The sequence below is a fragment of the Ruegeria sp. BG9 genome (genome assembly GCF_056538305.1).
The window spans coordinates 39,017-61,372 of sequence record NZ_JBQFSY010000004.1 but is presented as its reverse complement, the minus strand read 5'-3'; the positions used below and the strand labels follow the sequence as shown (position 1 = coordinate 61,372).

The following is a 22,356-nucleotide window of genomic DNA, read 5'->3' as shown; positions in this document are numbered from 1 at the left end:
TCATCGGAAAAAGCTACGCAACACCCCTGCCCGCCTCAAGACAAGTTCTTCTGACAAGACCCCCTGAACCGCTCAAGCAAGGTTCTTCTGACAAGGCACTTCTGATAAGACCAGATGGTCGCTGGCAGAAGCTTAGTAAAGACCCGCGACCTTTGCCCTCAGTTTTGTCAGTGATGCAACAGTGTCGATTGTGGGTGTTGCGATCCCGATCAGTTGCCCCAATTCCTGCACCGAAGTGACCAGTGCATCAATTTCCATTGGTCGGCTCAACTCCAAGTCCTGCCACATAGAGGTTTTGTGGGCGCCAACTGCTGCCCCTCCGTCAATACGTTTTTCAACATCTACCGGAAACCTGATCCCAAGTTTCTCGGCGATTTCCTGAGCCTCAAGCATCATTCCGCGCGCCACAGACCGTGTACCTGGATCAGTACACAATACATCAAGTGTTGAGTGGGTAAGAGCGGAAATCGGGTTGAACGACAGATTGCCCCATAGCTTTAGCCAAATTTCGTCCCTAATTCTTGGTCTCACGGGCGCACGTAACCCAGCAGCGGATAGAGCCGCCGAAAACTTGGCAGCGCGGTCTGATTTGGAACCATCAGGCTCGCCCAAAGAAAAACGATTGCCTTCGACATGCTTGATAGTTCCCGGAGTAGCGACTTCTGCGGCTGGGTAGACGACACATCCTAGAACCCGATCTGGCCCGAAACCATTCCATTGCACGTTACCCGGGTCCACAGACCGCAACCTCTTCCCTTCGTAGGGACCTTCCAGTTTGTGGAAGTACCACCAAGGCACCCCGTTCACACCACTTACTAGTGTTGTCGCGGATCCAATCAGGGGCTGCATTGTATCTACAACCGCTGGAACAGAGTGCGCTTTTAGCGTGATGAAGACATAATCTTGTGGGCCAAGATCGGCGGCATTGCCGGAGGCGCGTACCCGCACGTTGATCGGGTCCCGCCCACCCTCAAGGAGAGTCAGCCCATTTTCCTGCATTGCAGTCAGATGGGCGCCACGCGCAATGACACTGACGTCGACGTCAGTCTGCGCAAGCTTCGCGGCAACGTAACCTCCGATAGCTCCGGCACCAAAGATGCAAACTTTCATGTGTCTAAGCCCTTGTCAGCCCCAGTTTAGCGGCCAGCCCAATCCGTTGTATCTTACCAGTCGCGCCTTTTGGAATCTCTTCGAGAATGACCACTGATGTCGGCACCTTGAATTTTGCGAGCCGTTCGCCGACAAAATCCCGGACCTCTGTACCCGCGATCGCCGCGCCCTCGGACAGTACCACCGCCGCCGCGATATCCTCGCCCAGTTTTTCGTGTGGGACGGCAAAACAAACTGCCTGAGCAACGTCCGGGTGGCTCAGAAGCACGGCATCGACTTCGAGCGGGCTGATTTTTTCTCCACCGCGATTTATCAGCTCTTTAAGGCGTCCGGTCAGCCGCAGGTAATTCTCTTCGTCGAACGACCCTTGATCACCGGTACGAAACCAAAGCTTTCCATCCGCTTCAAAGAAATTGTCTGCATTTGCCTGCGGGTTGCTTTCGTATCCCGGTGTCACGTTTGGACCGCTGATAACGATTTCTCCGACATCCCGCGAAGCGATCAACACATCTTCCGTTTCGTGTGCAATCCTGACTTCGGGTCCTGCAGCTATTCCAACAGATCCGGGCTTTTGCTTTTGCGGAGGAAGCGGGTTGCAACACATTTGGTGCGCGGCCTCTGTCATGCCGTAGGCTTCGATGACGGGCGCACTAAATGTTGCAACCAACTCTTCCATAACTGGTGCGGGCAACGAAGCAGAGGAAGATCGAAGAAAGCGCAACCGCGATTGATCAATGATTGATTGGTTTCGTGCAGCTCGGGTCAGAATAGCTTGGTGCATCGTCGGGACTGCCGTATACCAAGTCGGATCAACTTCAGCGACCTGCGAAAAAAAGCTTAGAGCGTTGAACCCAGGGGCGCAGCTAATTTGCGATCCGGCGCCTAAAGAAGCCGCGACTGCTGCGATCAGCCCATGGATATGGAACAGCGGCATGATGCTTAGACAACGATCATTGATTGTCAGTGTCAAAGACGAAGCCACATTTCTCGCAGATGCGTAGATATTTGCCTGCGTCAGAGGGACGATCTTTGGGCGCGACGTCGTTCCCGAAGTGTGGAGTATCAGGGCGACATCATCTTCACGCGGCGCAGAGGTATCAGCGACTCCAATTGGGTCGCGGGACAAAATCGAAAACTGGCCGGCCTCTGGGAAGCTATCGGAAGACGCCCGCAATATAGCGATGCCGAGATCGGTTGCCGCTTTTACTGCAGGTCCGTCTTCGTTTTCACTTACAAGCAGTGCCTTAGCCCGCAGGTCCTTGAGGTAAAATACGTACTCTTCATAAGTGTAGGCAGGGTTCAGAGGTGCCGTCGTAGCCACTTGGGCAACGGATATGAAAGCCGTCGCCATCTCTGGACCGTTGGGCAAAACGATCGCAACTCGATCTCCACGACCTACTCCGATCTGGTAGAGATCCGCTTTGACCTTTGCGCAAAGCTCGCGGAGCCCACGGTAGTTCAACCAAGATCGGCCGGGAGCACCGATAGCATTTGCAGTGCCGGAATGGGGAGCAATCAATTCAGCGACTAGATGGGGCATCCGGGATCCGTTCACAAAAGCATTGGCCTAATTCGCGGAGAGGGTTTGTTGTAGTACTTGCTAAGTTACGTTGACCGTTATGCTACCCAGTTTGTCGACGGCCAGAACCATAACATCGCCACGGCTCACAGGGCCAACGCCAGAAGGTGTTCCAGAAAGGATGACGTCTCCGGCAGCGAGCTCAAAGTAGTCGCTCAGGTAGGAGATCATCTCTGGGACCTTCCAGATCATCTGGTTCAAATCACCCTCTTGCCGAACGTCACCATTCACCGTCAAAGTAATTGGACCATGGTCGAGATGCCCAACTTCTGATGCCTTGTGAATAGGCCCGCATGGCGCAGAGCGTTCAAACGCTTTACCAATTTCCCAAGGACGGCCCATTTTTTTCATCTGCCCCTGCAGGTCGCGTCGGGTCATATCAAGCGAGAGACCATATCCAAAGACATGATCCAATGCATCGCCCACCGAGATATTCGTACCGCCGGACTTGAGCGCAATGAGCATTTCTGCTTCGTGGTGCACGTCGGAACTGTGCGGTGGGTACGGGAATTCACCCGAGGAATCCAGATTGTTAGGATTCTTCTGAAAGAAAAACGGAGGTTCCCGGTTAGGGTCATGACCCATTTCAATTGCATGTGCGGCGTAGTTTCGGCCGATGCAATAAACGCGACGCACTGGGAATGTGCCGCCCCCCGCTACGGGTATAGTATGCACCTGCGGCGCGGGAATGACATGACCGGACATCGCTTTCCTCCTCAGCGTATAATTGCCAATGATCGGATTTCCAAACGGCCAGAGACCTTCCGATCGATGCCACGCCAGATACGATCAAACGCGGCTTCCTATGAAGTCATCGCCAAATTTGGGGTGAGTATGCAAGAGCTCCAACCTCGTTGCAGCCCGACCATTTCTAGAATTGGTTGGGCACTTATTCTACATCAGCCGTCAGATTGCATGCTTTTGGGTAGTACGCGCGAATAAACGGATTTCAGGTGATCCACCATGGCACTGGCGGCAAGTTCAGCGTCGCCCTTTGCAATGGCGGATACGATCGCATCATGCTCCCGAAAACTGGAGTAATTTTCAGCGGGCTTCAGGGTTTCGCGTGGTTGCCCCCAAACAATCGACCTACGGACCGAATTCAAAGTTTCGAAAAAGTATAGAAAAAGTTGGTTTCGAGTAGAGCGGGCTATGGCGTAGTGCAAATTGTTGTCCCACGCTTCGTAGGTGCGCCAGTCTTCTGCCGTGCGACATTTGTCAGCGCAAAGCCTCATTTGCTCACGGTCTGAACGAGTGGAATGGAGTGCCGCCAGCCGGCTAAGCTGCGGTTCGACCGTGAATCGCACCGACACAACCTGTTCAGGTTTAATTTGATTGCCCAAGTAAGTTACGTCGGTGAGGTTGAGAACCGGTCTGGAACCAACAAATGTTCCCCGCCCCACATGACGCCAGATCAGCCCCTGGGCCTCGAGTTCTGCCAACGCTCTTCGCAACTGATTGCGAGTTGTCCCAAGTTTTGAACACAGCTCACGTTCAGGTGGGAGCCTGTCGTTATGCCTGTATCCCGCATTGTTAATTAGGTCGCGTACGCGGTGCGCGAGTTCGGTTGGTGCGCTCATATCTCCACCCAATTTAGTGATTGGTTGATTGATTGAAACGCCAAGTCGGAAAAAACTCAAGAGCAAGAGGAAAGCAAGAAACGAGTCGCAGGACAGGTTCCGTGACCACGGCTTGACATAAGCACGAGGGAGGAGTGCCGAGTGCGGTTAGCAACTGTTTCCGTAGAGGGTCACGCCGTTTGCGTGGCAATACTTGAAGATGGCAGCAAGTTGGACATTTTGCGCGCAGCGCAAATGATTGGCAAAACGCTGAACGCCGGTTCAATGCAGCAATTGATCGCGGGTGGAGAAGATACACTTGAAGTTTTGAGATCCCTCGTTTCATCGGCTGAAGCAGGTAGTCTAAAGGACGCACTGGTTTGGGATGACGCGCCGTTTCTGGCGCCAATTCCCAGTCCGAGTAAGAACGTGTTTTGTGTAGGGCGCAATTACGCTGAACACATTGCCGAGGGCGAACGGGCACAAAATCAAAAAATTGGTGTAACAGAGCATCCGGTTTTCTTCACAAAACCGCCAACCTCGATTGTGGCACCGGAGGCAAACATTCTGATTTTCCCATCGGTCTCACAAGCCATCGATTACGAAGTGGAACTGGCAGTTGTGATTGGAAAACCGGGACGAAACATAGCCAAGGCTGACGCATACGACCACGTATACGGCTATACGATCCTCAACGACATCACCGCACGTGACATCCAACGCCGACATGGTGGGCAGTATTTCAAAGGCAAAGGTTTAGATGGGTCTTGCCCATTGGGTCCCTGGATAGTGACTGCTGATGCGGTAAGCGATCCGCAGTCTTTGTCAATTGGAATAACCGTCAATGGCGAACAGCGCCAAAACGGAACTACTTCGGACATGATTTTCGACATTCCGACACTGATCGCATCCCTATCAGAAGGCCTGACCCTAGAACCCGGGGACGTACTTGCGACAGGCACGCCGTCAGGCGTCGGATACGCAATGGACCCGCCTCAGTTCCTGAAAGACGGGGACACAGTGGTTTGTGAAATTTCAGAAATTGGCACGCTCAGGAATACCGTGCGCGCCGTGTAAGTGGCTCCTGCATCTCTGAAGCTGCTGGAAGCCAACCATGCAAGGGAGGAAGACTAAAATGATGAACAGAAGGACTTTCACAGCGTCCTTGCTTTCGGCAGTTCCGGTAGCGGGAGCAATGGGAACGAAAGGTTTTGCGCAGGACTTGCGTAAGATCACTTTTGTGCAGCCGAGCCCATCGGCGATCAACTCATTTCCTGTTTTTGTCGCCATTGGAGAAGGTTACTTCGCAGACGAAGGTTTGGACGTGACCGTCGAGGCGATCAACGGTTCGGGAGCTGTGCTTCAGGCTTTGTCTGCAGGGCAGGCGCATTTCGGTCGCCCCGGACCTGGCCCCCTAATCGCAGCGCGATCGCGGGATGTGGACGCAGTACATATCTACAACGTTGCTGCACGCAGCAACTTCGGCATCGCCGTGCCAGAAGACTCTGACATCCAAAGTGTTGAAGAGCTTCGAGGTAAAGTTATCGGAACAGGTACGGCTGATGGCGCGGAAGTCGGCTTTGCACGCAATGTGATGACCGGAGCAGGCATGAAAGAGGGTGAAGACTTCACTTTCCTGACTGTCGGCGACGGTGGCCCGGCAACTGCGGCTTTCCTGAACGGTGAAATCGACGCATATTCCGCATCGACAGCTGACACGGCAATTCTGAACCAGCGCGGAATGGCAGTGCGCGACATTACGCCGGCAGAATTTGGGCGTTTCTTCGGGAACGGCATCGCCACTATGGCCGACACAATCGCCAATGATCGGGAACTGGTCGAGGCCTGGAGCCGCGCATTCGCTCGAGGCCATGCCTTTGCGCTCGATGATGCCAACCGCGAAGCCGTGTTGAAGCACCTGGCCGACGGCAATCCGCAGGAAGGCGAAGACAAGGAGTTCCAGTCGGCACTTTTCGATGCCGTGCGTTCAAAAACCATAGCGGCGGATCCAAGCAATGGTCTGGGATGGTATCCCGCCGAAGTCTGGCAAGAATGGCAAGACGCGCTGGTCGCAGGCGGCGAAATTCCGGGACCACTTGATGACCTGAGCGCTGCGTGGACCAATGAGTTTGCTGCCATTGGCAACGAGGCTGTCAGTAAATGAACGCTGAAGTCACCCATGAGTTTTCCGGCGCGCCCTTAGGCACGCCGGTCTACGAGTTGACACACGTAAGCAAGACCTATGCGCGCAATCTGGTGGTCGCTCTCGAGGACATCAATCTGACTCTTCGAAAAGGAAGCTTCACATCTGTCATCGGGTCCAGCGGGTGCGGCAAGTCGACTCTGCTCAAGATCATGGCGGGTCTGATCCCGCCGACTAAAGGACGTGTGATCCTTCAGGGGTTGCCGGTCACTGGGACCCGCCGTGATATTGGTATGATGTTCCAGCAAGCGACACTTTTCCCATGGAAAACAGCTGTGGAAAACATCGTCCTGCCGATCGAGATCCGCGACGGAAAGGCAGCAGCCAAGCAAGCCATGGCAAAGGCTCACGAACTTTTGGATGTCGTAGGCTTGAAAGGTTTTGAAAACGTATATCCGAACGAATTGTCGGGCGGGATGGCACAACGCGCGTCGATCTGTCGAATGCTGATAACCGAACCAGCCGTGCTTTTGTTGGACGAACCGTTCAGCGCTCTCGACGAGTTGTCGCGCGACATGATGAATATGGAGTTGCAGCGGATTTGCCGGGAACAGGAAGCGACTGCGTTTCTTGTGACACACTCCATTCAAGAGGCGGTGATTTTGTCCGACGAAATCGTCGTGTTGAAGCCACGTCCAGGCAGGATTGCCGAAATTGTTGAAGTCGACCTGCCTCGCCCGCGCACGCTCGATATGATGACGACACCTAAGTTCGGCGCTATTGTAGACTACATTCGCAGCCTCCTGGATAAGGGAGAAGAAATGTGAGCCAAGTTCAGGACTACTCGCCTTCCGTAAAGGACGCTGACCCCGCAGAAGACACTGTATGGGAGCAGAAAGTTCACTTTATCGACTCGGTTCCCCGTTGGATTGCGATGACGTTTGTTTTCGTCGTTTTCGTAGGCACTTGGCAGATTGTGACGAGCTTGGGGCTTGTATCGCCGATCATCCTGCCCACCCCGATGGAGACCCTTAGGGACATGATTTTCGTCGGACAAAACCTTTTGACCGGAGGTTACATGCTGGGTGCGCTTTGGATCACTTTCAAAGAGGTCATCTATGGCTTTGCCTTGGCGATCGCGATCGGTTTTTCGCTGGGCGTGCTAGTCGGGGAAACCGCATTTGGCGAAAAAGCGGTGATGCCTTACCTCGTGGCCATCGACACCATGCCAAAAGTCGCGTTCGCCCCGCTGTTTGTGGCGTGGCTGGGGTTCGGCATTGAATCCAAGGTGGCACTTGCCGCATTTATTGCGACATTCCCAATTGTGGTTGGAACAGCCGCTGGGCTTCACGCCGCCGACGAAAACGCGCGCATGTTGTTCAAGACGATGGGCGCTAGCCGGATGCAGACATTGATCAAGATGAAACTGCCAACTGGCCTGCCGCAGATATTCACCGGTCTCAAGATCGGTGCAGTTGGCGTGATGGCAGGTGCAATTACAGGAGAGTTCCTGGGCGGCGGAAAGGGATTTGGTGAGCTGATCCGTGTTGCAGCCTCGCAGCTCAATACACCTCGGGTGTTCTCGTTGATCCTGTATCTCAGCCTCGTCGGCCTGGCCGTTTTTGCAACGGTGGTTTGGACACAGCGTAAACTAGTGTTCTGGCATAAAGAGCAGGTCGGCAGAGATGACTTCTGAACCTGTGAATATACACTGCAAGGCCCTGCGTGAGTTTGTGGCGAGCGCGCTCGAAACGCGAGGTGTGCCAAATGCGGACGCTGTTCAGGTGGCCTCGACGATGGTGGAGGCCGACATCTATGGTTACGGCACACACGGTGTATTTCGCCTGCGCCAGTACCTTGCCCGGTTGGCGGGCGGCGGTTCTAACCCTACGCCAAAAGTCACGGTAGAACATGAGACTGTTGCAACCGCTTTGATCGACGGAGATGACGGACTTGGTCATTTAGCTATGTCGGCGGCTCGAGATCTTGCAATAGAAAAGGCGAGAGAGGTCGGCGTCGGATGGGTCGGTGTTCGACGCGGCAACCATGCAGGACCACTCGCACTCTACGTGCGTCCACAAGCCGAGGCTGGGATGCTTGGCATGGCCGCAGCGGTGGGCAGCGCGAACCACGTTCCGCCCTATGGCGGAAGCGACCTGCTTCTTGGCACCAATCCTATCGCTTTCTCTGCGCCTGCCGATGGCCCCGATCCATTCGTTTTTGATATGGCGACGACTGTCGCCGCGATGGGCAAGATCAAGACCCTGTTGCAGCAAGGTAAGCCTATGCCTGAGGGTTGGATGGTCGGTCGCGATGGAAACCCATTGACGGACCCTGCACGCAAGTCAGAAGGATTTCTTTTGCCGATCGGCGGTCCCAAAGGTTTCGGTCTTTCTGTAGCCATCGGATTGATGGCCGGGGTTTTGAACGGTGCAGCATTCGGCTCAGACGTGGTCAACTTCACCTCAGACACGACTTCATCCACAAACACAGGGCAATTCGTAATGGCGCTTAGTCCGGCAGCGTTTGGGATGGAAAAAGACTTTGCTTCCAATACGGCCCGCGTCTTTTCCGAAATGCGCGCATCAGCCCCACTGCCCGGTCATGACCCGGTGCGCTTGCCCGGAGATGGCAAAACGGCCGCAGCTGAAGCCCGTCGTAAAGACGGTGTAAGGCTTAACCCCGCTCTTTGTCGTGATCTCAACAAACTAGCCCTGGACTGTGGGCTGACACCCCCATTTCCAAGTCTCAGCACCGACTAGCGGCCGATCCGTGAAAAGTTGGTAAGCGCTTTGGAAAAGAAGTCAGCGAAACGCCTCATCCTCAGCCTCAAGCGCTTTCACAAGAGCCGAAAGCTTGTTCATCATGTGTAGCTTCATGGTTTTGCCAAGCTCATCTGCATCGCGAGCCTTAAGCAACTCCATCATGGCTTCATGTTCGCGAATTGCCTGCGCCCAGCGTTCGTCTGACAGATTGGCCACAAAACGCGCTCGGCGGACCCGCGCCGCCAACAGCTTGTGGTGGGTTTCAAGAATGTCGTTTCGCGCGCCACGTATCAGTGCCTGATGGATGTCCTGATTGGCTTTAAAATAGGCCTGTCGATCACGTGACCTATAGGCTTTCAACATATCGGCGTGGCGACGTTCAATCTGTTTAATTTCCGTGGAGTTCATGCTCTGACACGACAACTCTCCTGCCAGTTGCTCAAGCGTCGCAAGAACTGGAAACGTATTCTCCAATTCTTCTCGCGTGACACTGGCAACGCGCGCACCTCGGTTGGCTTGGAGTACCACAAAGCCTTCTGATGCAAGCACCTTTAGGGCTTCCCGCAATGGTGTCCTTGAGACCCCCAACGAGTCGCAGAGCTGTTTCTCGGGCACTTTCTCTCCCGGCTTCAGAACATCTTCGACAATCAGGTTGCGCAAGCGTTCGACCAGTTCTTCATGTAGTGTTGTGCGCTTGATGCCATCCGTTAGATTCATAACCACGTCCTAATCATCAAGTACCATTTCCAACAAGCGAGCGACATGCATGGGCTGCCGTCGAGTACCCTCAGTGATTTGGTGCCGGCATGATGTCCCATCTGCCACAACAATTGCATTTACTGGTGCCGCGTCCAAAGCTGGAAATAGGTCTAGCTTTGCCATCTCGATCGAGACATCGACAGTTTCCGGGGCATATCCAAACGCGCCAGCCATACCACAACAACTGCTTTCGATCATGTTAACCTGCGCCTCAGGAATACGCTTCAGGAGATTGAGCATAGGCGTGACGACGTCATGTGCCTTCTGATGACAATGTCCATGGACGTAGATCGGTCGATCTATCGGTTTCAAAGGCAAGCTCGGCTGTTCGACCAGAAATTCCTCAATTGTATGTGTGGCCTTCGCCAACATCTCCGTTTGCGGTCCCGGGCAAAGAGCCAAATACTCGTCCCGGAAAGTGAGGATAGAGGAAGGTTCAAGTCCGACTACAGGTATGCCTTTGGCAACCATATCTCGTGTCGCGTCAATCACGCGCTGAGCCTCGTGTCGCGCTTCTTCCACACAACCCACAGCCAACAAGGTACGCCCGCAATCCAACACTCTTTTAGTGCGGTTATCCCGTGCTACGGCGACACGCAGCCCTAGCGCACGCAGGACTCGGACCGCGGCGCGCAGATTGTCAGGCTCGAAACAACGGTTGAATACATCTGCAAACAGAAGAACCTGCGGATCACTATCTTGGGCCTCGTCATCTCGGAACGGAACGGAAGACCATTCTGGAAGATCACGTCGCGCGGCAATACCTGTCGGGCTTTCCAATAGCTTACGCAAGGGTCCAATTTTGTTTCGAATATTCATAAGCCACGCGACTTTTGCAGCTTTTGGTGCATATCTGGGCAGGTAAGCTATTAATTTATCTGCCAATGTTAGCCCATCTTTTTTACGTTTCGCTGACAGTACTTCGATCTTCATTTTCGCCATGTCGACGCCAGTCGGGCACTCCCGAGCGCACGCCTTACAGGATACGCAGTACTTCATCGCGTCCAACATTGCATCGGATTCTAAACCGCCCGGCAACTGCCCGCTGACTACGAAACGCAAAGTGTTTGCACGCCCACGTGTGGAATCAAGCTCGTTTCGGGTGGCACGGAAGGAAGGGCACATAACTCCGCCCTTGAGCTTGCGGCACGCACCGTTGTTATTGCACATCTCAACGGCACCCTGAAATCCTCCTCCGGTACCCGGCCAAGCTGACCAATCCAGCGCTGTTTCGAAATCCGGGACTGAATAGTTTTGGCTGTAGCGGAATAGACGGCGATCATCCATTGAGGGCGCATTCACAATCTTTCCAGGATTGAGCATCCCGATTGGGTCAAACCGGTTCTTAACCTCTTCAAAGGCGGAAATAATACGCTGACCAAACATTTTTTCATGAAATTCAGAACGCACGATCCCGTCACCGTGTTCACCTGAATGAGAACCCTTGTATCGCTTAACCAGATCAAATGTTTCTTTTGCAATCGCCCGCATTGTGCTGACGTCTTTGTCCTGCCGCATATTCAGGACAGGACGAACATGTAGGCACCCTACGGAGGCGTGCGCGTACCATGTTCCCTTGGTGCCATGCCGGTCGAATATTTCGTTTAGGCCCGCGGTGTAATCGGCGAGGTCGGACAACGGAACAGCGCAATCTTCAACGAAGGATATCGGCTTGCCTGCCTCCTTCATCGACATCATGACATTCAAGCCGGATTTCCGGTACTCGGCGATTGAATTCTGCAGCTTGGTGTCTGTAATTGAAACAACTCCACCCCACCGGCTTTTCGTTCCGGTAAAAGACAAGCCGAGATCTCCGATTAGTTGGGAAAGCTTAACCAGTTTTGCGGCATTGTCCTCAGCGTTGCCCTCGGCGAATTCTACTAGTAGCAGGGCTTCGGGATTGCCTTTGACAAAGGCCTCTATAGTGTCGCGAAACAATGGGATATCGCGCCCCAACGCGATCATTGTCTCGTCGATCAATTCTACCGCCTGAGGGTTGAGCGTCACTATGTGTTGGGTGGCCTCCATTGCAGCACGAAATGTCGAGAAATGGCACACGCCGGTAACTTTCTCACCCGGTAACTGCGCCAAGTTCAATTCCAATTCAGTGAAGTAAGCCAGCGTGCCTTCTGACCCCACCAACAAATGGGACATGTTGATGTCGCTACCGACGAGCGCGTCGATATTGTACCCGCCCACACGGCGCTGGACCTTGGGAAAACGGGCGTCAATCTCAGACGCCTCACGACGTCCAAGTGCGCGCATGTCGCCAACAAGATCCGCATAATCGCTAGATGCGGGCGTTTTAGCGCTGAACCGCGCTTCGCTTCCGTCGACCAGAATTGCGTTTATTGCATGGACGTTATCTCGCATGATCCCGTACCGCAGAGACTTTCCGCCTGAAGAATTGTTTGCTGCCATCCCCCCAAGAGTGCAACGAGACGCTGTTGAGGGGTCCACTGGAAACCAAAGGCCATGCTTCTTCAACGCTTCGTTCAATTGATCCAACACAACACCTGGCTGAACGCGCGCAATACGTTTCTCAACGTCTATGTCTAGAATACGATTCAAGTATTTTGTGTTGTCCAGCACAATACCCTGATTGACCGTTTGCCCACATTGCGACGTGCCGCCACCGCGAGGAAGGACCGAAAATCCCTCGTCCCGAGCGACAGACATCACGGCTTTTACATCTTCTGTGGATCGGGGGATCACAACAGCGTCAGGTATCATCTGATAGATTGAGGCATCGGTCGAGTACCGCGCAAGCGACGCCGGATCTGACATCACCTCTCCCCGCACATCAGACAACAGTCGGCGGTACAACGATCCATTCTTTACCATCAGGTTCGCCTTCCCTTCCCAGTAAGCCCATTGAGGCTCTAATTGCCCATTGACTGAATAATGAATTCATAATTAACTTTTGCAATGATTAATAGCACCACTCTTTTGGCACCAGCATAAGGATCATTTCAAATGCGTCAGGCGGGCAGGCACTTTTTGCAGATTCCAGGGCCAAGTGCTGTGCCAGAGCGCATCCTGAAGGCCATCAGCACACAGACCATTGATCACCGGGGGCCCGATTTTGCTGAAGTAGGTAACAAGGCCCTCAGTGGGATAAAAACCATTTTCAAGACAAAGCAGAACGTCTTTATTTACCCCTCATCCGGCACCGGTGCATGGGAAGCAGCACTTGTGAACAGTGTGTCGCCAGGCGAAAAAGTTCTCATGTTCGAAACAGGACATTTCGCCTTCATGTGGTGCAACTTGGCAGGAAAACTGGGATTGCAGCCAGAATTGATTGAAGGAGATTGGCGTGGCGGTGCGGATCCTAATCAGATCGAAGACCGCCTGCGCGAAGATAGTCAGCACGCGATCAAGGCGGTATGCGTCGTCCACAATGAAACTTCTACTGGGTCAGTCTCGTCGATTGAGGAAGTGCGCAGAGCTATAGATGCGGCAAAGCACCCTGCGCTCCTCATTGTTGATTCCATTTCTGGCCTAGGGTCGATCGATTTTAGGTTCGACGACTGGGGCGTTGATGTCTGTGTCTCTGGTTCGCAAAAAGGACTGATGCTACCGCCTGGACTGAGCTTTAACGCTGTAAGCGACCGTGCACTGGAACATTCAAAATCCGTGAATATGCCACGAAGTTATTGGGATTGGCATGATATGATCGAACCCAACCAGAAAGGGTTCTTCCCTTATACGCCCGGTACCAATCTCCTCTATGGACTAAATGAGGCCATCGATATGTTGCACGAAGAGGGGCTGGAGAACGTGTTCGCACGGCATTCCCGCCATGGCGCCGCGACGCGGGCTGCGGTGCAAGCATGGGGGCTTGAGGTATTGTGTGCTCGCCAAGGTCAGGAATCGGGCGTACTGACCGCTGTTAAAGTACCTGAAGGACATTCTGCTGATGTATTTCGCGCAACTACGCTGGAGCACTATGATATCTCACTTGGAAATGGCCTGTCCAAAGTAGCCGACAAGGTTTTCCGCATAGGTCACTTGGGCGATTTCAACGACCTGATGTTGATGGCCACACTCTCAGGCGTAGAAATGGGTCTCGCCAAGAGCGGCGTGCCTCATACAGCAGGTGGCACGCAGGCTGCTTTGGAGCATCTCAAGGCCGCGTAAATCCAAGCTGAGCCTCCAATAGCGCAACCGAGTCCCATTGACTGGAAATTACCAACCTTCCGGATCACCAAACTCTTTAGGAGCTTCACCATGACCCGTATGACGGCAAAAGACTTCGACCAGGAGCTTCTTGATCTGTATGACTTTTATGCGCATGGCAAAATCACTAAACGCCAATTTCTGGACCGTGCCAGCAAATTTGCAGTTGGCGGTTTATCAGCGGTCGCGTTGCTGAACATGCTTAGTCCGAACTATGCCCTAGCGCAGCAGGTGTCATTTAACGATCCCGATATCCATGCAGACTACATCACCTATCCCTCACCAAATGGAACCGGTGACGTACGGGGCTATCTGGTCCGGCCCGCAGGCGTTGAAGAACCCCTGCCTGCGGTACTGGTAATCCACGAAAACCGCGGCCTTAACCCGTACATCGAAGATGTCGCGCGCAGATTGGCGAAAGCCGGGTTTATGGCTCTGGCTCCAGACGGCCTGACATCGGTGGGCGGATACCCCGGCAACGACGCAGATGGGCGCGAACTGCAAAAGACAGTGGACCGGGTCGAGTTGATGAACGATTTCTTCAATGGATTTGAATACCTATTGAACCGAGATGACAGTACCGGAAAGGTCGGCGCAGTGGGTTTCTGCTACGGTGGCGGCGTAGTCAGCGCAATTGCTGTGGCCTACCCGGAATTGGCAGCAGGCGTGCCGTTCTATGGTCGCCAGCCAGCAGCTGAGGATGTGGTTAAAATTCAGGCGCCGCTACTGATTCAAATGGGCGAGCTTGATGAGCGCATCAACGCAGGGTGGCCGGATTTTGAAGCCGCCCTGCAGGCCAACAACAAAGTATACGAGGCATATATATACGAAAACGCCAACCACGGTTTTCATAACGACAGTACGCCACGCTATGATGAGGAAATGGCAAACCTAGCTTGGGACCGCACAATTGATTGGTTCAACACCTATCTGAAATAACTGGTACAAGCTACCAAGCCAGTCATGCATTGATATCTCTTCGTAGCATTCCTCGGCCCATCTTGGCCAAGCCCTTGGAAGCCCCGGAAACTTGAACTTCGGAGTTAGAAATTCCGCGACAAGGTCTTGGCCCGTTATGCCTACTATTAACTTTTTTAGTGTGCCGAAACGATGCATGGATACTGTCGCAGCGGTTTTAGGTGAAGCGATCCATCGTTAAGTGTTCAGCTCATCTGCGGGTCAAAAGTATTATCACTTTTGTGCGTGGTTAACCGTTCCTTTGGTTCTCTTCGGTATCCCGAAACCGCCGCGCGAGATAATCCACAAACGCGCGCGTTTTTGGTGCCAGATTCCGCCTTTCGGCAAACATTACGACGATATCCGTGCTGGGAGGTGCATACTCCGGCATGACATGGACAAGTTCGCCGGAGAGAAACTTCCTGTTTGCCATATAGCAGGGCAGCCGTGCGATCCCGATACCAGCCAGAGCGGCTCTAAAGACGACATCGGTGCTGTTCCCCTCAAAGCTGCCCGTTGCTTCAAATTTTTCGCCTGCGTTCGGTTCGATGCTGTTCCAAGCGTTCCGTTGGCTTCTCCCAGCAACTCTCAAGCAATTGTGCTCAGCCAATTCGGCAAAATTCGACGGTGTTCCACAACGCGCAAGGTATTCAGGTGAGGCACATAGTACCCTTCGACTCTTCATAACGCGCCTAATGACCATATCTGGATTCTTGCGTTGTTCCGCAAAGCAGATCGCCGCATCGAAGCCTTCACTCCGAAGATCAATTTCTCGGTCGGTCAAATCCAAAGACATTTGAACCTGAGGGTTCTCTTTCATGAACTCTGGCAGAGCAGGAATCAGTTGGGACTTACCGAATGCAACAGTGGATGCGATCCTGAGTTCTCCGCGTGGGACACCGTCAAAGCTGTGGATCATCGCTTTGGCTTCATTGAATTTGTCAGCCATCGCTTTGCATTTTTCATAGAAATCTTGGCCTTCCCGCGTTGGAGAGACACCCGTTCTGGTACGATTCAGAAGGCGGTAGTGCACCTGATCTTCAAGTAACCCGATCTGCTTACTTACTGCTGATGGGGTCTGGCCCATTGATCTTGCAGCCGCAGAAATACTGCCCTGCTCGACAACCGTCGCAAAGATTAGCATTTGCGCAGAAATGTCCATGTCATGACCTTTTGCTATTCCAATATGGCATGGGGCCTTTGCCAAAATGGCGAGTTGTGAGCGCTACCAAATACCCTTATCTCTGCATTGCAGCATAAATACTGCATTGCAGCAATGGACGAGGCAATATCATGGCAATTACACGATCAAACAGCGCGCTGGATGTCGTTTTCGAAGCTGGCCGCACGTTCTTTCATCAAAAGCTGGACACGATACGCAAGGCACAGGCCAAACGCAGGGTTTATCGCGAAACTTACTATGAACTCTCGGTGTTATCTGACCGTGACTTAATAGATTTGGGTATCTCGAGAAGCAGCATCAAAAATCTTGCGTTGGAGGCCGCCTATGGCTGTTAACACCCAAGCCCCTGCTACGTATCGCGATCACGCGATCGCCCAATCAATCGCATTCTTGGTGTGGATCAGATCCACGACTAAAGCTGCTTTGAAAGCACTGAAAATGGCCCGGATGCTCTCTGCGCTTTCGAATATGAGTGACTACCAACTCGCTCAGATCGGAATTTCGCGATCTGAGATCCCGGAATATGCCGAAAAACTAATGGCTGACGAATAGAGAAGTGGGCCTTCAGGTCAGAAGATTACACAAGTTTGCTGGTCCTCGCTCCTCCCAGAGTAAGCCAGCATAAGCGGCGGCGAAAAAGCCAACGGGGAGCGCCATCGCAAAGGGCCAGCATTTTCACCTCCTCCCGAAAATGCTGGCCCATACCAACCTGCCAAACAGGAAACGCGAAAACTGAAAGTCAGGAGAGCACTACAAGACCCGATCGTTCATCCTCTCCGTTCCGGCGATCAAAGTAACATCTGTAATCATTTTCTGTAGTTAGATATCGAAACGCGGCGAGCACGGTTTTGTGGAGCCGTCAACGCCAAATACGTCTTGAGCTACGCACAGAACATCCTTCGGTATGACAGTATCGCTTGTGGGGCGTTTGTCTGGGGACAATTGAGGGGCCTTGTGGAACTGCGCGGCCTCTTTCATTCATTACCATCAAAGCCAGAGGCTGCATTCTCTGTCGAAGCCGAGTGCCGAGGCCTTGGGATTGGCGACGCTTTGTTTCAACAGATGTACGCGATGGCGCAGAACAGAGGCGTCCGGTCTATCCAAATGATGTGCCTGAAGGAAAACCGCCACATGCGCTATCTTGCGGCGAAACATAACGCGCAGTTTGTAGCTGACGCGGATATTGTTGAAGCAATCTTGCACCCCAACTGGCCGACGCCCGCGTCAATTGCCATTGAGATTTTCGCTGAAACTAGGGCACACTCACATCTGCTTTTTGCCTAGACGACCAATGGCACACTGCGTATTGCGGTCGTTTGATTGGACTCAAGCGAATGACCTTTTCTAACGCCTTTATTGTTTCAGTATTTAAGCTGCCTTTCTGCAGATAGTGGCCGTGCGGTGCGCTTATTCCACGTTAAACACAAGTCGGGGATTACCACCTCAAGCTGTAACACGCAGTGGATCGACAGGAACTAGCGCTCCTTTGGCTTGGATCACGTAGCTGGCCAATTTGCAGCCCAACGATATCCCTGCGCGGAAATCACTTTTCTCCGATACGCTGAGCAAAACGCCAGCGTTGAAGCTGTCACCAGCGGCTGTTGTATCAATAGCGGAAGTTTCCGGCTTAGTAGGCACCTCCCCTCTAGTATTCCCATCTTTATAAACCACAGAATGCTCGCCGTTCTTTACGACGACCCGCTCCACACCAAGTCTTGCATATCGTTCAAGAGTCGCGGTCGGACAGTCGTCATTAAACCACGCGCTTTCATCGTCAAAAGACGGCAACACGATATCCGAGAGCTCAGCAGCGCGCATGATTGAACGCTTCATTTCTTCGGTACTCGACCAAAGTTTGGGTCTGATGTTCGTATCGAAAGCCACGGTTTTCCCTACATCGCGACCCCTTTGGAGAGCACCAAGTAGATTTTCACGCGATTGAGGACCAAGAATTCCCAGCGTAATTCCTGAGTAATAGATCAAATCCGCTTTTTCGATAGCACGGTCAAGCGCATCTGGGTCGTCAGCAAGCCGTTTGGCTGCAGAGCTGTTGCGCCAATAGGAAAAACTGCGTTCGCCGTTGGAAAGGTGGATCATATAGAGACCCACAGTTCCATCCGAAATTTCGCAAATGTGAGAGGTATCGATGCCTGTTCTGTCAATAAAGGCTCGCATTTCGCGAGACAGTTTGTCGTCACCAACTGTCGTGAAATAAGCGACCTCTGTATTTGGTGATATATTCGCTAAATACCAAGCCGTGTTGAACGTATCACCAGCGTACCCGATCTTGAACTCCCCTGGACCGCCTAGGGGAGCAAGTTCCGCCATGCACTCGCCGATTGCTAAGATACGCATGGGTTCTACAAAAAATCGTCACGCCGCGGAGTGAAGCTATCTACGAGCTTTCCTGGTTCCAGGCAAACACATCCGTGGGTTTGATCTGAAGGAATGACAAAACTGTCTCCTGGCCCGAACTCTTGATCACTTTCGCCTAAAGTGAACCGGAACCGGCCACTTTCGACATATGTTGACTGGACATGCGGATGGCTGTGCAACGCGCCTATCGCACCTGCTTTGCTGAACCGAAAGGCAACAACCATGAGATTGGGATGATCAGAGAGAACTTGCCGTGTGACATTCTCTCCTGTCGAGACAACTGGAAATTCAGGCAAGGTGTACCTCCGCTACACTATGAGAAAAGCATTCCACCATTCAGATCGACATTAGCTCCTGTAATGAAAGCACTGTCGTCGCAGGCTAGGAATAGGACAAGGTTTGCGACATCCTCAATGGTGCCCTGACGTTTCATTGGCGCAGCGGCTTCAAAGCCGCGACGTCCTGCGTCCGGTGTGTGGATGTTATGAAAATCGGTATCAATCATCCCAGGGCACAGCCCATTGACCCTGATATCCGGGCCCAGCTCTTTGGCCAAACCCCGCGTCAGCGTCATGATCGCGCCCTTTGAGGTCGCATAGGGAACTGAGCCGGGGCCGCCGCCATCGCGAGCAGCTTGGCTTGCCAAGTTGACAATCGCACCGCTTTTCATATGAGCCAAACAGGCGTTCGTCATCATGAAGTTGCTGGTCAGATTCAAGTCCATCACATACTTCCAATGTTCAAGTGAGGACTCTGCAACTGTTTTGCGGGCAACCAAACCGCCCGCGTTATTGACCAAAACGTCAATACTGCCGAATTCCGCGAGAGATCGCGCAACCAATGCGTCAACGTCGCTTTTCTGCGTTAGGTCTCCTTGAAGCGCGATTGCGGTCCCGCCATTTGCTTTGATTTTGGCCACAACGTCCTCAGCGCCTGCGCTGCTGGCAAAATAGTTTATTGCGACGTTTGCGCCCTCGGAGGCAAGCTTGAGAGCGACTGCTGCACCGATATCGCGGCCGGCTCCAGTTACAATTGCCGATTTTCCAGCGAGTTTCATGGGCATCCCTCATCTTTGCTCAGCTTTGAAAGTTGTCGTGTGCCATTGTGGGTCGCCTAAGCTGCACCGCGTTTGACGAACATGTCGTAGATTTCGGGTACATTGCCTTCGCCCATCCCTGCATCAAGCGCCGTTTGAAGATTTGCGGAAGTGCCTTCAGCGATTTCGGAGCGCGTTCCAATGTCAGTAATCATCTGAACGAAGTAGGCGATGTCCTTGTTGGCATTGCTGATCGAAAACCCAAGATCACTTACGCCATCGACGGCGTAATTCTTGCAAAATTGCATAAATGGAGAATTGGACGGGCCCGCAGACATGATCTCAAAAAGCTGCTGGCCATCGATGCCCGCTTGTTTTGCAACTGCAAATGCCTGGCTCATGGTACACGCTGTTGTCATACCCATGAAGTTGTTGATCAGCTTTGTCGTATGGCCCGCGCCGAGTGTGCCAAGATGGAACACGTTCTCGCCCTGCACGTCGAGCACAGGTTTGACCTTTTCAAACGTTTCGATATCGCCCGCTGCCATGATGTTCAGCAAACCGTCCTTGGCGTGCATAGGTGAACGCCCCAACGGTGCGTCGAGCATCCCCGCCCCTTTTTTCGCAAGTTCCGCGCCAATTTTCTTTGTTGACGCTGGAATGGACGTTCCGAAATCTATGACCACCGCGCCTTCTTTGATCCCGGCGAGAATACCATTCTCGCCGTAGATCAGGCTTTCGACCACGTCAGATGTTGTCACGCAGAGCATGACGATATCACTGGCCTCGGCGAGTTCCTTAGGGGTGCTCACCTCGACCGCGCCGCGCGCAACGGTTTGGGCAACCGCCGCTTTGTTGCGGCCCATAACCATAAGATCAAAACCATTTTTTTGGAGGCATTCAACCATCTTGCTGCCCATTTGGCCTAGGCCAATAAAACCGATTTTTGGATTCGACATATGCGCCTCCTAAGCGTTTAGGTTTTTCATTTTGGAAAAGACATCGGCCCCGGCTTGGGCGACGTCATGATCTTGCGCAGGCGAGCCTGAACTAACGCCAATGCCGCCGACGACATCAGAACCAGAAAGCACAGGAAGACCGCCGGCAACGGTCACCATACGTCCGCCTAAGGCCGAGGCGATGCCATGCGCTGGCATTCCCGGTTGACTGACTTCACCCAAGGCTTGCGTGCTCTTCTTGATGCCGCATGCGGTATAAGCCTTGTCGATCGCCAGATTGACGCTGGTAATCTTGGCGCCATCCATTCGCTCAAATGCGATGAGGATACCGCTCTCATCGGTAACAGCGATGCACATAGGCACCCCGATATCTTCGGCTTTTAGCCTAGCGACCGCGATCAGCCGTCGCGCCTCTTCAATGTCCAATCGTTTGATATTCAGCATAACGGCGTCCTTTGGGCTTTATGGGCCGATTAGGAGAGTGGGAAGTGTGAGCGAGATGGCAGGAACGAAGGTGATCAGCATCAGCGCTGCGAAGATCGCAAGGTAGAAAGGCCAGATCGTTCTGATGGCTTTTTCCATCGGCAACTGGCCAACCGCACAGCCTACAAACAAGCAGGTCCCGACCGGAGGCGTGCAAAGCCCCAGACCAAGGTTCACTAGAAGGATCATGCCAAATTGCAGCGGATCGATCCCCAGCATATTCATCACCGGTAAAAAGATCGGCGTGCAGATGAGGATCAAGGCTGCCATATCCATAATCATGCCAAGCAGCAAAAGAACGGCATTGATCATCAGCAAAATCAGGATCGGGTTCTCGGTTATCCCCAAAAGGAACTCGACCGTTTTGGTTGGTACGCGGTTGTAGGTTAGCATGTAGGCGAAGGCCCCGGCGCAGGCGATCAGGATCATGACCATCGACGTTGTACGCACGGACGAAATTACAGCAGTCTTAAAGGCATCCCATGACAGGCTGCGGTAGACGATCAGCGTGACAACAAAGGCATACATAGCCCCGAATGCACCGGACTCTGTTACAGTAAAGATGCCTGATAGGACACCTCCGACGATAATGACGGCAGTCAGCAAGCCGGGGATGGAGCCGATAAACGCGTACGCCAGCGCCGTCCATCCTGGAAACCGTTCAGCCTGATAGCCGCGCTTTACTGCGACCACATATGCGGCAATTGCCAGGCAACAGCACATCAGGATGCCGGGGACCACGCCCGCCAAGAACAGCTTGGAAATTGACACCACACCGCCCGTTGCAAGAGCAAAGATGATCATATTGTGACTGGGTGGAATGATGATCCCAGCGATAGAAGACGTCACCGTCACATTCACCGCATAGTCAGCATCGTATCCCTTGTCTTTCATAACGGGGATGAGAATTGAGCCCAGCGCGGAGATGTCCGCGATCGCCGAACCTGAAATCCCGCCAAAAAGCATAGAGGAAAACACGTTTACAATGCCAAGCCCGCCGCGCACGGCACCCACAGCAGCTTGCGCGAACCTGACCAATCTAACGGCTATCCCGCCGTGGAACATCAGCTCGCCAGCGAAAATGAAAAACGGGATCGCCATTAGCGAAAAAACGTTGATTCCCGCCACTATTCGTTGAAAGCCGACGAACAACGGCAAACCTTCATACCAAAACGCAGCCAAGGCAGAAATCCCGAGTGCGTAAGCGACCGGAGTGCCGATGATGACGGAAAGGGCAAAGACCCCAAGAAGAACTGCAAGTCCCATGA

23 protein-coding genes are annotated in these 22,356 nt (G+C 53.1%); 10 read left to right on the top strand and 13 right to left on the bottom strand.

Going from position 1 to position 22,356, the window contains the following annotated elements:
* Positions 1-132: 132 nt before the first annotated feature.
* The 4 genes from ACR0I8_RS08170 to ACR0I8_RS08155 all read right to left on the bottom strand — a co-directional run bounded on the left by ACR0I8_RS08170 (position 133) and on the right by ACR0I8_RS08155 (position 4,269).
* Positions 133-1,110, bottom strand: coding sequence for a 2-dehydropantoate 2-reductase (locus tag ACR0I8_RS08170; protein WP_170690892.1), 978 nt, complete (start codon positions 1,108-1,110; stop codon positions 133-135).
* 4 nt (positions 1,111-1,114) lie between these two features.
* Positions 1,115-2,650 (bottom strand): acyl--CoA ligase, encoded by a 1,536-nt coding sequence (locus ACR0I8_RS08165; protein ID WP_170690894.1) that lies wholly within the window; start codon positions 2,648-2,650, stop codon positions 1,115-1,117.
* A gap of 60 nt (positions 2,651-2,710) precedes the next feature.
* Positions 2,711-3,394 carry a fumarylacetoacetate hydrolase family protein gene (locus ACR0I8_RS08160; RefSeq protein ID WP_170690895.1) on the bottom strand — a complete coding sequence of 228 codons (684 nt, stop codon included), beginning with the start codon at positions 3,392-3,394 and terminating at the stop codon, positions 2,711-2,713.
* Positions 3,395-3,588: 194 nt separating this feature from the next.
* Positions 3,589-4,269, bottom strand: a complete 681-nt coding sequence (locus ACR0I8_RS08155; protein WP_170375889.1) for a FadR/GntR family transcriptional regulator — start codon at positions 4,267-4,269, stop codon at positions 3,589-3,591.
* A 141-nt stretch (positions 4,270-4,410) separates the two neighbouring features.
* Here ACR0I8_RS08155 and ACR0I8_RS08150 point away from each other — a divergent pair, with 141 nt between their 5' ends.
* The 5 genes from ACR0I8_RS08150 (at position 4,411) to ACR0I8_RS08130 (ending at position 9,153) form a co-directional block, all read left to right on the top strand.
* Positions 4,411-5,325 (top strand): fumarylacetoacetate hydrolase family protein, encoded by a 915-nt coding sequence (locus ACR0I8_RS08150; RefSeq protein ID WP_170642883.1) that lies wholly within the window; start codon positions 4,411-4,413, stop codon positions 5,323-5,325.
* A gap of 118 nt (positions 5,326-5,443) precedes the next feature.
* A complete protein-coding gene (locus ACR0I8_RS08145; RefSeq protein ID WP_480514259.1) occupies positions 5,444-6,412 on the top strand; it encodes an ABC transporter substrate-binding protein in 969 nt (322 codons plus the stop codon).
* Entirely contained in the window at positions 6,409-7,218 is an 810-nt protein-coding gene (locus ACR0I8_RS08140; protein ID WP_170467807.1) for an ABC transporter ATP-binding protein, read from the top strand. The genes ACR0I8_RS08145 and ACR0I8_RS08140 overlap by 4 nt, the downstream gene beginning before the upstream one ends.
* On the top strand, positions 7,215-8,087 hold the full coding sequence (locus tag ACR0I8_RS08135) for an ABC transporter permease (protein WP_170375895.1): 873 nt from the start codon (positions 7,215-7,217) through the stop codon (positions 8,085-8,087). The genes ACR0I8_RS08140 and ACR0I8_RS08135 overlap by 4 nt, the downstream gene beginning before the upstream one ends.
* Positions 8,077-9,153: an Ldh family oxidoreductase gene (locus tag ACR0I8_RS08130; RefSeq protein ID WP_170690896.1), complete on the top strand. Its 1,077-nt coding sequence runs from the start codon at positions 8,077-8,079 to the stop codon at positions 9,151-9,153. Before ACR0I8_RS08135 ends, ACR0I8_RS08130 begins: the two co-directional genes overlap by 11 nt.
* A gap of 42 nt (positions 9,154-9,195) precedes the next feature.
* On the opposite strand, the gene ACR0I8_RS08125 is transcribed toward ACR0I8_RS08130, so the two are convergent.
* Both ACR0I8_RS08125 and ACR0I8_RS08120 read right to left on the bottom strand, forming a co-directional pair.
* Entirely contained in the window at positions 9,196-9,873 is a 678-nt protein-coding gene (locus tag ACR0I8_RS08125) for a GntR family transcriptional regulator (RefSeq protein WP_170690898.1), read from the bottom strand.
* 9 nt (positions 9,874-9,882) lie between these two features.
* The gene (locus ACR0I8_RS08120) at positions 9,883-12,759 is read right to left on the bottom strand and encodes an FAD-binding and (Fe-S)-binding domain-containing protein (protein ID WP_170690900.1); all 2,877 of its coding nucleotides are present in this window, start codon (positions 12,757-12,759) and stop codon (positions 9,883-9,885) included.
* Positions 12,760-12,891: 132 nt separating this feature from the next.
* On the opposite strand from ACR0I8_RS08120, the gene ACR0I8_RS08115 reads away from it, so the two are divergent.
* Positions 12,892-14,055 carry an aminotransferase class V-fold PLP-dependent enzyme gene (locus ACR0I8_RS08115; RefSeq protein ID WP_170690902.1) on the top strand — a complete coding sequence of 388 codons (1,164 nt, stop codon included), beginning with the start codon at positions 12,892-12,894 and terminating at the stop codon, positions 14,053-14,055.
* 90 nt (positions 14,056-14,145) lie between these two features.
* Positions 14,146-15,033, top strand: coding sequence for a YghX family hydrolase (yghX, locus tag ACR0I8_RS08110; RefSeq protein ID WP_170690904.1), 888 nt, complete (start codon positions 14,146-14,148; stop codon positions 15,031-15,033).
* Between the two features lie 268 nt (positions 15,034-15,301).
* On the opposite strand, the gene ACR0I8_RS08105 is transcribed toward yghX, so the two are convergent.
* Entirely contained in the window at positions 15,302-16,213 is a 912-nt protein-coding gene (locus tag ACR0I8_RS08105; RefSeq protein ID WP_170375906.1) for a LysR family transcriptional regulator, read from the bottom strand.
* A 131-nt stretch (positions 16,214-16,344) separates the two neighbouring features.
* On the opposite strand from ACR0I8_RS08105, the gene ACR0I8_RS08100 reads away from it, so the two are divergent.
* The 3 genes from ACR0I8_RS08100 (at position 16,345) to ACR0I8_RS08090 (ending at position 17,518) form a co-directional block, all read left to right on the top strand.
* Complete coding sequence (locus ACR0I8_RS08100; RefSeq protein ID WP_170375908.1) at positions 16,345-16,569, top strand: DUF1127 domain-containing protein; 225 nt, start codon at positions 16,345-16,347, stop codon at positions 16,567-16,569.
* The gene (locus ACR0I8_RS08095) at positions 16,559-16,786 is read left to right on the top strand and encodes a DUF1127 domain-containing protein (protein WP_170642888.1); all 228 of its coding nucleotides are present in this window, start codon (positions 16,559-16,561) and stop codon (positions 16,784-16,786) included. Before ACR0I8_RS08100 ends, ACR0I8_RS08095 begins: the two co-directional genes overlap by 11 nt.
* Before the next feature lie 324 nt (positions 16,787-17,110).
* Positions 17,111-17,518: an N-acetyltransferase family protein gene (locus tag ACR0I8_RS08090; RefSeq protein WP_480703004.1), complete on the top strand. Its 408-nt coding sequence runs from the start codon at positions 17,111-17,113 to the stop codon at positions 17,516-17,518.
* A gap of 159 nt (positions 17,519-17,677) precedes the next feature.
* On the opposite strand, the gene ACR0I8_RS08085 is transcribed toward ACR0I8_RS08090, so the two are convergent.
* The 6 genes from ACR0I8_RS08085 to ACR0I8_RS08060 are packed head-to-tail and all read right to left on the bottom strand — an operon-like array spanning position 17,678 to position 22,354.
* Entirely contained in the window at positions 17,678-18,589 is a 912-nt protein-coding gene (locus ACR0I8_RS08085; RefSeq protein WP_170690907.1) for a sugar kinase, read from the bottom strand.
* Positions 18,590-18,594: 5 nt separating this feature from the next.
* Positions 18,595-18,906: a cupin domain-containing protein gene (locus ACR0I8_RS08080; protein WP_170662651.1), complete on the bottom strand. Its 312-nt coding sequence runs from the start codon at positions 18,904-18,906 to the stop codon at positions 18,595-18,597.
* 17 nt (positions 18,907-18,923) lie between these two features.
* The gene (locus ACR0I8_RS08075) at positions 18,924-19,667 is read right to left on the bottom strand and encodes a glucose 1-dehydrogenase (protein WP_170474672.1); all 744 of its coding nucleotides are present in this window, start codon (positions 19,665-19,667) and stop codon (positions 18,924-18,926) included.
* A gap of 56 nt (positions 19,668-19,723) precedes the next feature.
* Positions 19,724-20,605, bottom strand: coding sequence for an NAD(P)-dependent oxidoreductase (locus ACR0I8_RS08070; protein ID WP_170662653.1), 882 nt, complete (start codon positions 20,603-20,605; stop codon positions 19,724-19,726).
* 9 nt (positions 20,606-20,614) lie between these two features.
* On the bottom strand, positions 20,615-21,049 hold the full coding sequence (locus ACR0I8_RS08065) for a heme-binding protein (RefSeq protein ID WP_170662655.1): 435 nt from the start codon (positions 21,047-21,049) through the stop codon (positions 20,615-20,617).
* An 18-nt stretch (positions 21,050-21,067) separates the two neighbouring features.
* Positions 21,068-22,354 (bottom strand): TRAP transporter large permease, encoded by a 1,287-nt coding sequence (locus ACR0I8_RS08060; RefSeq protein ID WP_170375920.1) that lies wholly within the window; start codon positions 22,352-22,354, stop codon positions 21,068-21,070.
* Between the last annotated feature and the right edge of the window lie 2 nt (positions 22,355-22,356).